Annotated in this window: 11 protein-coding genes and 1 riboswitch; all 11 genes read right to left on the reverse strand. The window is 33.7% G+C overall.

Annotation, left to right across the window (positions count from 1 at the left end):
- Positions 1 to 79: 79 nt before the first annotated feature.
- The 11 genes from H8R22_RS10970 to lpxD all read right to left on the reverse strand — a co-directional run bounded on the left by H8R22_RS10970 (position 80) and on the right by lpxD (position 11,602).
- Positions 80 to 2,107 carry a hypothetical protein gene (locus H8R22_RS10970; RefSeq protein ID WP_187010425.1) on the reverse strand — a complete coding sequence of 676 codons (2,028 nt, stop codon included), beginning with the start codon at positions 2,105 to 2,107 and terminating at the stop codon, positions 80 to 82.
- A gap of 71 nt (positions 2,108 to 2,178) precedes the next feature.
- Positions 2,179 to 2,925 (reverse strand): 3-oxoacyl-[acyl-carrier-protein] reductase, encoded by a 747-nt coding sequence (fabG, locus tag H8R22_RS10975; RefSeq protein WP_187010426.1) that lies wholly within the window; start codon positions 2,923 to 2,925, stop codon positions 2,179 to 2,181.
- 185 nt (positions 2,926 to 3,110) lie between these two features.
- On the reverse strand, positions 3,111 to 4,433 hold the full coding sequence (locus tag H8R22_RS10980) for a Na+/H+ antiporter NhaC family protein (RefSeq protein ID WP_187010427.1): 1,323 nt from the start codon (positions 4,431 to 4,433) through the stop codon (positions 3,111 to 3,113).
- Between the two features lie 59 nt (positions 4,434 to 4,492).
- Positions 4,493 to 4,589: riboswitch (SAM-I-IV-variant riboswitch) on the reverse strand.
- A 118-nt stretch (positions 4,590 to 4,707) separates the two neighbouring features.
- A complete protein-coding gene (locus H8R22_RS10985) occupies positions 4,708 to 5,130 on the reverse strand; it encodes an ADP-ribosylation factor GTPase-activating family protein (protein WP_187010428.1) in 423 nt (140 codons plus the stop codon).
- 205 nt (positions 5,131 to 5,335) lie between these two features.
- Positions 5,336 to 6,208 (reverse strand): succinate--CoA ligase subunit alpha, encoded by an 873-nt coding sequence (gene sucD / locus H8R22_RS10990; protein ID WP_187010429.1) that lies wholly within the window; start codon positions 6,206 to 6,208, stop codon positions 5,336 to 5,338.
- Positions 6,209 to 6,294: 86 nt separating this feature from the next.
- Positions 6,295 to 6,657 carry a nuclear transport factor 2 family protein gene (locus H8R22_RS10995; protein WP_187010430.1) on the reverse strand — a complete coding sequence of 121 codons (363 nt, stop codon included), beginning with the start codon at positions 6,655 to 6,657 and terminating at the stop codon, positions 6,295 to 6,297.
- Between the two features lie 2 nt (positions 6,658 to 6,659).
- The gene (locus H8R22_RS11000) at positions 6,660 to 7,589 is read right to left on the reverse strand and encodes a UDP-3-O-(3-hydroxymyristoyl)glucosamine N-acyltransferase (protein WP_187010431.1); all 930 of its coding nucleotides are present in this window, start codon (positions 7,587 to 7,589) and stop codon (positions 6,660 to 6,662) included.
- A 74-nt stretch (positions 7,590 to 7,663) separates the two neighbouring features.
- Positions 7,664 to 8,230, reverse strand: coding sequence for an elongation factor P (gene efp, locus H8R22_RS11005; protein ID WP_187010432.1), 567 nt, complete (start codon positions 8,228 to 8,230; stop codon positions 7,664 to 7,666).
- 92 nt (positions 8,231 to 8,322) lie between these two features.
- Complete coding sequence (lpxA, locus tag H8R22_RS11010) at positions 8,323 to 9,108, reverse strand: acyl-ACP--UDP-N-acetylglucosamine O-acyltransferase (protein WP_187010433.1); 786 nt, start codon at positions 9,106 to 9,108, stop codon at positions 8,323 to 8,325.
- Positions 9,109 to 9,177: 69 nt separating this feature from the next.
- Positions 9,178 to 10,566, reverse strand: a complete 1,389-nt coding sequence (locus H8R22_RS11015) for a bifunctional UDP-3-O-[3-hydroxymyristoyl] N-acetylglucosamine deacetylase/3-hydroxyacyl-ACP dehydratase (protein WP_187010434.1) — start codon at positions 10,564 to 10,566, stop codon at positions 9,178 to 9,180.
- A complete protein-coding gene (lpxD, locus tag H8R22_RS11020; RefSeq protein ID WP_187010435.1) occupies positions 10,559 to 11,602 on the reverse strand; it encodes a UDP-3-O-(3-hydroxymyristoyl)glucosamine N-acyltransferase in 1,044 nt (347 codons plus the stop codon). Before lpxD ends, H8R22_RS11015 begins: the two co-directional genes overlap by 8 nt.
- Positions 11,603 to 11,698 lie beyond the last annotated feature (96 nt).

Consider the following 11,698-nt stretch of genomic DNA (forward strand, 5'->3'; position numbering starts at 1 on the left):
TTTAACAGTTAGTAATACATGCACTTTAAAATTGAATCACATGTATGAACGATTTGAAACACAATGGATGGACAATGAATTACAATAAACCATTGTATTTACGAACAAACCATTCCGTAGTAAGGAAAATCGAAATTAAAACTAACAACCAATACCAATCAATAATTGGAGATCGAGAAGTCGTACTTTTTTGAACGGATTGATAATTTTTGTCTTGAATAAGAGATTGCACAACCTGATCAATTTGATTTGGAAAATACAACTTGCCTTTGGTGATGCTTGCCAATTGGCTTAATTTGTCTATATCTGGATTGACAAATTGTTTTTCTATATCAAAATCTAAAATTTCAAATGAACTTGTATAAGTTGCATTTGATGTTAACTCCGTTACCTTAAAGTTATAATTCCCTGCTCCTAGTCCATCTAAATTTACCTTATAACTATTACTTCCTTTTAGTAAATCGTAATTAGTAACTTTCTTAGTTTTAGAATTAATAACGGCGATTGTTAAACGCGCTTTCTCATCAAACTCATAGTTTTTATTAAAGTATTGTGCAGTGATTTCTATTGCATCGCCCGAATTATAGAAACTTTCATGGTTAACTACCAATGATTTCTTGGCCCCGTTTGAAGACAAATATTGAATAATTTTATCCATAAAAATATCAAATTTCTCATAGGACTGTTGGTCGATATGACTTTGTAAACGCCATTTCCACATATTCTCACCAAACAAAAAAGCGTTACGTTTCCCCTGATTTTCATTAAAACTTAACAATGGCGAACCTGTTTCTAGATTTCTAATTTTAGCCGAAAGTAGAACAGCAAGATCGCTATTGATCTGAATTTTACCATACGCATTTTGTAGCGGTGGAAAGCTTTCAAATCCAATATTTTCTATCGCAAATAAATTAAACTGACCTTCAAAACTTGGCAAATAATCTTCTTTTTGATTAGTCATTTTAAAAGTAAAACTGCTTTGAATTTGATTCAAAAAATCAAAATCTGTTTGGGTTCCCGTTATAATAAAGCTGCTTAAGCCCGCTACTTTATTCAAATCAATTACCGGTTTAAAACTGGTAGTTGGTTGATATAAAATTAAAACTCCATAATCTTGCAAGGTTTTGATATCCTTTGGATTAACAATACTTACTTTACGCTGTGCATTAGATTCAATGGCACGTTTTAAAGCACCAATATCAGGATGGTTAATAGCACTTACAAGAGCCACATTTGTCTTTTGATCGATCACTTCGACTGCAAAGTTTTTCGTATTATTATAGGTATTTTTTTCTTTTTCCAGCGAACTAATTGTCGCTTTATACACTTGTGATCCAATTTTGTCAGCAGGCAAAAGAACGCTGACAACTGCTATATTTTTCGTTTTAGAAAAAGAAACATTCTCCTTTGCTAAGATGGTACTCCCTTGACTAATTTGAATATTTGCTGCTAGATTTTTATCCCCTGCATACTCTAAAAACACTTCTACAGGAAACTTATTCTTGTAAAAAGCATACTTATTTACATTCAGCTGATTAATTTTTAAATCCACCACTTTGATTGTATCTCCCAGAATAATGGGGAAGACTGCATTATTAGCATCAAAACTGTAAACATAATCATTACCATTTGTCTGGTTACCATCAGAAATAAGTATAGTAGGAAACGAAATATTTTTATTGATAACCTTTATATCTTTAGCGACAGCATCAAGATTAGTCTGGCTACCTTTATAATCTACTTTATCTAGTGGTCGAGAATCAACATCAAATTGGTAGGTTTGGACTGCGTATTTTTCTTGAATAGCTGGATTTGCCAGTATCGTTTTTAAAATTAAATTGGCTGTACTATCTGCTTTCAAATTAAGTATTGAACTTGAGTTGTCAATAGCAATAACTAACGGCGGTTTAATAATTTCTAATTTCGTACTTGAAATTATCGGGTTGATCATCAGCAACAACACTCCAAAGAGGGATAGAAAACGTAAAAAAGCCAAAAACAAGTTGACTTTAGACTTATTCTTGGCTTTATATATGTATTGAAAAAATGATAAACCACCAGCTATTAATATTGAAACAAATAATAATAGCACGGTAGTTGTTGTCATAATTAAATTTTATTCAGCGTTCAATGCTAGTCACTAGTGAATACACCAATAACTTTCACCAAATTTTATTTTTAAGTAAGCATTCCTCCATCAACATTCATAACTTGACCAGTTACGTAAGCACTCATGTCTGATGCAAAAAACAAACAAGCATTCGCCACATCTTCTGTAGTACCACCGCGTTTCAATGGAATTCCATCTCTCCAACCTTGTACTACATCGTCATTTAACTTAGCTGTCATTTCTGTTTCAATAAATCCTGGTGCGATCGCATTACAACGAATGTTACGAGAACCTAATTCCAGCGCCACCGACTTAGTAAAACCAATTACTCCTGCTTTAGAGGCAGCATAGTTCGTTTGCCCTGCATTTCCCTTCACTCCCACAACACTACTCATGTTTATGATAGATCCAGAACGTTGCTTCAAGAACGTTCTTTGAATCGCTTTGGTCATATTAAAAACCGACTTTAGATTGACATCAATAACCTTATCAAAATCTTCTTCTGACATACGCATTAATAGGTTGTCTTTCGTAATTCCGGCATTGTTAATCAAGATATCAACTGTACCAAACTCAGCAATTACCGCGTCTACCATAGCTTGCGCTTCGTTAAAATCTGCTGCATTCGATTGGTATCCTTTTGCTTTAATTCCTAAAGCGTTCAACTTGTTTTCTAAAGCAAGCGCAGATTCAACAGATGAACTGTATGTAAACGCAACATTTGCTCCGTGTTTAGCAAAAACCTCTGCTATTCCTTTCCCGATTCCACGACTTGCGCCCGTTATAATGGCAACTTTTCCTTCTAGTAATTTCATAATCAAAAATTAATTTATTTTTTATTTGAAGCTAATCCTGCTATCCGCTACAATCTTTTATATCTGCCGCGGCAAATATAAAAGGATTTCCACTTCTATCAGGGCTAAAAACGATAGCCCAAATATATACTATTTCTTTTTTTAAAAAAAATTTCAGTTTGAATAACGCAAGAAAATGTAGCATTTTAGATCTTGAAATAACGATGTACTAATTTATCCCAAAAACCAGCATATATAGCTAAAATAGTAAAAACAAGTAAAAATAAATGATAAAAGGCGTTACCTATTAAATCGAAAAAGTCTAATTTACCATTTGCAAAGCTCAAAATCAACAATACTTGTGCTCCATATGGCAAAATACCTTGTACCACACACGAAAAAATATCGAGTATCGCAGCTGTTTTCTTCGGGTTCAAATCATATTCATCGTTAATTTCTTTAGCAATAGTACCCGTAATTACAATTGAAACTGTATTATTAGCAATAGCAAGATTTGTCAATCCAACTAAAGTTCCAATACCCATTTGTGCTGATTTCTTGCTTTTAATACGCCTTTTTATTTGATGTAAAATATAGTCGATTCCACCTGCTTTATCAACCATAGCAGCTAAACCACCAGACAACATTGATAATAAGAATATTTCGGTCATGCTTGTAAATCCCTCATAGATCTTCTGGGTAAATTCCATCACAGTAAATTGATTTCCATACAAACCTATGATTCCTGCTACAATGGTACCAATAACCAAGGTAGAGAAAACATTAACACCCACTAAAGCGAGAACAATTACTAATATATAAGGGACAATAGCGATCCATTCAAAGTCGGTTTTTGCAATAGGTACAGCTGTAATATCTGAATTTAGTCCAAGATAGAAAAACAGTAGAATAGTAATGATTGCCGCTGGAAAAGCGATGAATAGATTAATTTTAAATTTATCTTTTAAATCTGTTCCTAACGATTGCGTTGCTGCAATGGTAGTGTCCGAGATCATAGATAAATTATCTCCTAACATAGATCCACCTAACAAAGCTCCAGCAATCAATGGTAATGACGCTCCGCTTGATGTGGCTAAACTTACAGCTATAGGACCAATTGCTACTATAGCTCCCACTGATGTTCCTGTAGCCGTTGATAAAAATGCAGCTATTAAAAATATCCCTAACGGAAAATAAGCAACATCAATATTATTTATTCCTAAGCTTACTACTGCATCTACTCCACCCATAGCTTTACTAACCACTGCAAATGCACCTGCAAGTAAATAAATCAAACACATGGTCATGATTTTACTTTCGCCACAGCCTGCAATAAGTGTTTCCACTTTAGTATCTGTAGACGTTTTATACAATAAAAACGCCGCTATAATACCTAAAATTACAGCTACTGGTGAAGGAAAAGCATAAAAATCATTCAGCCAAATTCCAGCTCCTAAAAAAGTAAAAATAAAAATAAATAAAGGAATTAGTGCCCAAGCATTTCCTTTTGTTCTAAAATGGTTTGTCATAAAAATGTATACTAAATGAAACAATTAGAACGACAAGTAAAATCCGATAGTGTTTGTGTGAAAACAACATTTTTTCCAAAGGATTTGGCTTATCGTTTTAGCACCTTGCTCGTTGTTGCAGGTTGCTATCTCATAATGAGATTCGTGATAACGGCTGCAAATGTAATGCATAAAGAAAGAAAACAAGAATGAAATCGTGAATTTTGAAAAATTCCCATAAAAAAAAGCTTCACCGAAGTAAAGCTTATCATAATTTATGTAGAGTAGTACTTTATTAAAAAGCTACATTCCATCTTGGTAACCTTCCGTTTTCATCCAAGAAGTTTTGCAAAACTTGTCCTTCTACTGCTGTTGGGATTGCTTTTGATTTGTCATTAAATGTTTCGTACCAAACCACTTCAAGAACACTAATACCTTCTTTAGCCATTTGTGCTGGCCAAGAATATTTTCTTCCTGTTTTTGCAAACTGATGTCCTTCGACAATTTTTTCTTTTAAACCACCATTTTTTATTTTCAAGCTACCATCATTTTGAACCGTTCCAGTAGAACCTACCATGATTAACTCTTTTTCCTCACCTACTGCATATACTAAAAAGACACCACTTCCTTCTGAAGCATTACAAACTTGTTCTAAACTGTCTTCCGAAGCAAATGAAAATGAATCGCTAACTTTAAATTTTTTTAATTCCTTGTACATATTATATTATTTATTTTATTTGGCTTTCACAAAAAAATACCCCACAATAAGTGAGGATTACTACAACCATATGTTCTATTTACTAAATTAAGGGACAGAGAATAGTCACTTTTAATAAAGTGCAAAGGTATTCCTTTAATTCAATTTATAATAAAAAAGCCCCACAAAAATGTGAGGCTAATTCTATTTTTAATTAAGATAATGACTATCCTAAAACTTCTTTTACTTTTTTACCAATTTCAGCTGGAGAATCTACAACGTGAATTCCACATTCTCTCATGATTTGTTTTTTAGCTTCAGCCGTATCGTCAGATCCACCAACAATAGCACCTGCATGTCCCATTGTACGTCCCGCTGGAGCTGTAACTCCTGCAATGAATCCTACAACTGGCTTGCGGTTACCATCAGCTTTGATCCAGTGTGCTGCATCTGCTTCTAGTTGACCACCAATTTCACCGATCATTACGATGCATTCCGTTTCTGGGTCGTTCATCAATAATTCAACTGCTTCTTTTGTAGTCGTTCCAATAATTGGATCTCCACCAATACCAATAGCAGTAGTAATTCCTAAACCTTGTTTTACAACTTGGTCAGCAGCTTCGTAAGTTAATGTTCCAGATTTAGATACAATACCTACTGTTCCTTTTTTGAAAACAAAACCTGGCATGATACCAACTTTAGCTTCACCTGGAGTAATAATTCCAGGACAGTTAGGTCCAATTAATCTAGCATTTCTTTCTTTAACATAAGCATTAGCTTTAATCATATCAGCAACAGGAATTCCTTCCGTAATAGCTATGATAACTTTAATTCCTGCATCAGCAGCTTCCATAATAGCATCAGCAGCAAAAGCTGGTGGTACAAAAATGATTGTTGTATCGGCACCTGCTTTTTCTACTGCATCTTTAACAGTATTAAAAACGGGAAGGTCTAGATGAGTCGTCCCACCTTTTCCTGGAGTTACACCACCAACTACATTAGTTCCGTACTCAATCATTTGAGAAGCATGGAAAGTTCCTTCGCTTCCTGTAAATCCTTGAACAATTATTTTGGAATCTTTATTAACTAAAACACTCATGATATATATTTTATGTGATTTTTATATTTGTCTTGCAAAAGTAAGGTTTTGAAAATTATTTTGAGCCTTTTTACTACCAAAATAAATCAAGATAATTGACTCATTTGATATCCTCGATATAATTTATCATCTTTTATTTCCCAAATAGTCATAAAGTGAGCTAACAGCATCTCTTCTCTAGGATTTTCTACTGTTTTTACAAAATGAGAATAACGTACACTTATCATATGCTCTTCGGCGATAATATGGCTAATTCTGATTTTAGAACGAACATAGGCTTTACCTAATTCATTAGATAAATTCAGTAAAGATTTATAATCGTGTTGAATAAAACCAGTACTACTATTCCAATCCAATGTAACTTCACTATGAAGAAACTCCTTCATGATAGCACTATCAATTAGTGCATCTGATTTATAAAATTTTTGAACAAATTCTTTTGCAGTCATAATTATTTTAATTTACTTAAAATCTCTGGAATTTTCTTAATATTGGCTAATTGTTTTAATTTCTCTCTGGATTCTTCGATAGGAGTTCCGAAATACGTTTTTCCGCCTTCAACTGATTTTGTTACACCAGTTTGACCTAAAATAACCGCTTTGTCACCGATAGTTATACCACTAGTAGTCCCTACTTGTCCCCATATAGTAACTTCATCTTTGATAATCACACAACCCGCTATACCTGTCTGAGAAGCAATTAAACATTTTTTTCCAATTACAGTGTCGTGTCCTACATGAACTTGATTATCTAATTTTGTACCTTCTCCAATAGTTGTATCACCTGTTACTCCTTTATCAATAGTACAAAGGGCTCCAATTCCTACGTTGTTTTCAATAACAACTCTACCGCCAGAAATCAACTGGTCAAAGCCATCTGCTCTTTTCTTATAATAGAAAGCATCTGCTCCTAAAATAGATCCTGAGTGAATTATAACATTATCACCAATAACCGTGTGATCATATATAACTACGTTCGCATGGATCAAGCAATTTTTACCAATCATAACGTTATTCCCTAAAAACACATTAGGCTGTATGATAGTACCTTCCCCAACAATAGCGCTTGTGGCTATAGCCAAAAAAGATTGTTGAAATGGCTTGAAATGCTTGGTCAGTGTATTAAAATCTCTGAAAGGATCATCAGAAATCAATAATGCTTTTCCTTCCGGACACTCTACTTGTTTATTAATTAAAATAATAGTCGCCGCAGATTGCAAAGCTTTATCGTAATATTTCGGATGATCAACAAAAACAATGTCTCCTTTTTCTACAACATGAATTTCATTCATACCAGAAACAACGAAATCAGCATCACCTATAAATTCACAGTTGATAATACTCGCTATTTCTTGTAAGGAATACTTTTTAGAAAATTTCATAAATTAAATTAAGGGAGGTAAAATCAGAAAATGTGACCTACTATCTAGAATCACATTTTCTAATAATGTATTATTTATTCTTTTACACGCTCCATGTATGAACCTGATGCAGTATCAATTTTAATTTTATCTCCTTCATTAATAAACAAAGGAACATTTACTGAAGCTCCAGTCTCTACTGTTGCCGATTTTGTAGCGTTAGTTGCTGTATTTCCTTTAATCCCTGGTTCAGCATATGTTACTTCAAGAATAACTGAAGCAGGCATATCTACAGAAAGAGGTAAGTCAGTCTCTGTATTAATACTTACCATTACACTTTCTCCTTCTTTCAATAAACCTGGTGAGTCTAAAATGTTTTTATTTAAAGAAATTTGTTCGAAAGTCTCTGTATTCATGAAATGAAATTCATCTCCCTCAGGGTACAAAAATTGAAATTTATGATTTTCAACTCGTACTTCTTCAATTTTATGTCCAGCCGAAAAAGTATTATCTAATACTTTACCATTAGTCAAACTTCTTAATTTAGTTCTAACAAAAGCAGGACCTTTTCCAGGTTTAACGTGAAGAAATTCGATGATTTTGTAAATATCATTGTTATATTTGATACATAACCCGTTTTTAATATCTGATGTAGATGCCATTTTATTTGCGTTGAGCTACTAGCTTTGTGCTATTAGCGATTTATATTTATTTTTAAATTGTAATTATAAATTCCTTAAAGAAAAAAATAATTTTAGTAATTACCAGTGTACCCTTTCATTACCCCTCGAGATGAGTTTCTGATAAAATCGATAATTTCATCTCTTTCAGGAGTAGCTTCCATTTCGGCCTCAATGATTCCTAATGCTTGCGTTGTATTGTAGTTTTTTTGATATAAAATTCTGTAAATATCTTGTATCTCTCTAATTTTATCTATTGAGAAACCTCTTCTTCTTAATCCTACTGAATTGATTCCAACATATGACAAGGGCTCTTTTGCTGCTTTGGTAAAAGGGGGTACATCTTTTCTTAGTAAGGATCCTCCAGATATCATAGCGTGATCTCCTATATTAATAAATTGGTGCACGGCAGATAATCCTCCTACTATGGCGTAGTTCCCTACGGTAACGTGACCACCAAGCAAAACACCATTTACTATAATTGCATTGTTACCTACATGACAGTCGTGTGCAATGTGTGCACTTGCCATGATAAGACAATTGTCACCAATAACGGTTTGACCTGATGCTATAGTTCCTCTATTAATGGTAACACATTCTCTTATGGTGCAATTGTCACCTATTATCGCCAATGACTCTTCGCCTCCAAATTTTAAATCCTGTGGTACTGCAGATATTACTGCTCCCGGAAATATATTGCAATTTTTTCCAATTCTTGCGCCTTCCATAATAGTCACATTAGACCCAATCCAGGTACCATCACCTATAATAACGTTATTGTGAATGGTAGTAAAAGGCTCTATTACAACGTTTTTGGCGATTTTGGCGCCAGGATGAACATATGCTAAGGGTTGATTCATCTGCTTTTTTTTATTGTTATATATAAATTAAAATAATACTTGAATTCCTCAAGCGATCTTAATTTAAATCTATTGTTTTTTGGCTATTTGCGCCATTAATTCTGCTTCAGCTACTAATTTACCATTAGCGTAAGCGTTAGCTTGCATATGACAAATCCCTCTTCTTATTGGTGTAATTAAATCACATTTAAAGATTAACGTATCACCTGGAAGTACTTTATGCTTAAACTTCACATTATCAATTTTCATGAAATAGGTTAAGTAATTCTCAGGATCAGGAACTGTACTTAATACTAGAATACCACCTGTTTGAGCCATTGCTTCAACAATTAATACTCCGGGCATCACTGGTGCTTCAGGAAAGTGACCAACGAAAAAGTTTTCGTTCATGGTAACATTCTTCATACCAACCACATGTGTTTCTGACATTTCTATAATACGATCGATCAATAAAAACGGTGGTCGGTGAGGTAAAACAGCCATGATCTTATGGATATCCATCAATGGTTCCAAATTCAAATCGTAAACAGGAACATAATTACGTTGCTCTATTTTAATAATTTTAGCCATTTTTTTTGCAAACTGTGTGTTTACAAAATGTCCTGGTTTGTTTGCGATTATCTTACCTTGAATTTTTGTACCAATTAGCGCTAAGTCACCTACTACATCTAGTAATTTGTGTCTAGCGGCTTCGTTAGGATAATGTAAGGTCAGGTTATCTAAAATTCCATTTGGTTTTACATTTATTACTTCTTTACCAAAAGCTTTTTTAAGATTCTCCATAGTAGCATCAGAAATATCTTTATCTACATAAACAATAGCATTATTTAAGTCACCACCTTTTATCAAACCATTATCTAGCAAAGTTTCTAACTCATGCAAAAAACTAAATGTTCTTGAGGAAGCAATCTCTGTTTTAAAGTCGGCAATGCTTTTTAGGTTGGCATTTTGAGTTCCTAATATTTTAGTCCCAAAATCTACCATTGTAGTAACAGAATAGTGATCACTTGGCATCACTAATATTTCGCTTCCAGTCGCTTCATCGGTAAAAGAGATTACTTCCTTTACCACATAAACGTTACGTTTAGCATTTTGCTCTTCTATTCCAGCTTTTTCTAAAGCTTCAACAAAATATTTCGAAGAACCATCCATGATTGGCAATTCAGAGGCATTCAATTCGATAATAACATTATCTAAATCACAACCCACTAAAGCTGCTAAAACATGCTCCGGTGTTTGAATTTTAACGCCTAATTTCTCAAGGTTGGTACCTCTTTGCGTATTAACCACATAATTAGCATCCGCCTCAACAACTGGTTGTCCTTCTAGATCTACTCTCACAAAAGTAAAACCATTATTTACTGGAGCAGGCTTAAAAGTCATCTTGACTTCTCTACCTGTGTGTAATCCAACTCCTGTCAAAGAGATTTCTGTATTGATGGTCTTCTGTTTAACCATTATTTCCATTTTTTTGGTTTGATATTTGTTTCTTTAATTCTTCTATTTCTGCAACAATCTTATGAAGATTCTTAAAATGCACATACGATTTACTAAAATCGTTGTAACCAAAAGAAGGGCTTCCTTGTAAGATTTCGTTGTTTTTAATGTTTCTACCTACTCCTGCTTGAGCTTGAATTCTAACATTGTCTCCAATTGTTAAATGTCCTGATATACCCACCTGTCCACCTATCATGCAATTTTTGCCAATTTTAGTGGAACCAGCAATTCCTGTTTGTGCAGCAATAACGGTATTCTCTCCTATTTCAACATTATGCGCTACTTGTATTTGGTTGTCGAGCTTTACCCCTTTTCTAATGATAGTAGACCCCATTGTGGCCCTATCAATCGTTGTACAAGATCCAATATCTACATCATCCTCAATTATAACATTTCCTATTTGCGGGATTTTCTTGAAGGTTCCGTCTACATTTGGAGCAAAACCAAAACCATCTGCTCCTATAATTGCACCAGAGTGTATGACACTATTGGCACCAATTTCTGTCTCGGAATAAATTTTCGTACCCGCAAAAATAGTGACATTATCTTTAATGACAACATTATCACCAATAAAACAATTGGGATAAATTTTAACGTTATTACCAATTATAGTATTTGCTCCTACATAACTAAAACTACCAAGATAAAAACTACTACCATATTTTACGTTTTCAGATAATACGGACGGTTGTTCAATTCCGCTTTTTATTCCTTTAGCATGGTCATAAAACTCTAACAGCTTAGAAAAGGCTAAATAAGCGTCTTCTACTTTGATTAAAGTCGTTTTTATCGCCGCCTCAGGAACAAAATTATTATTAACTATTGTTATGGATGCTTCTGTAGAATAGATGTAATTATTATACTTCGGGTTAGATAAAAATGTCAAAGATCCTGCAGTACCCTCTTCTATTTTAGATAATTTTTGCACTTCAGCCAGCGGATTACCTACCACTTCTCCTTCTAATATTCCCGCTATTTGTTCTGCTGTAAATTTCATCTTACTTAATTATATTTTTCATAGACACCAAAGGACGATCACCTAGTAAGGTCTTTAAGATGTTAAAAAAAAATGTAGTGATTTCTTTCATTGCGA

It is taken from the genome of Flavobacterium kayseriense (assembly GCF_014305095.1).
GTDB lineage: Bacteria > Bacteroidota > Bacteroidia > Flavobacteriales > Flavobacteriaceae > Flavobacterium > Flavobacterium kayseriense.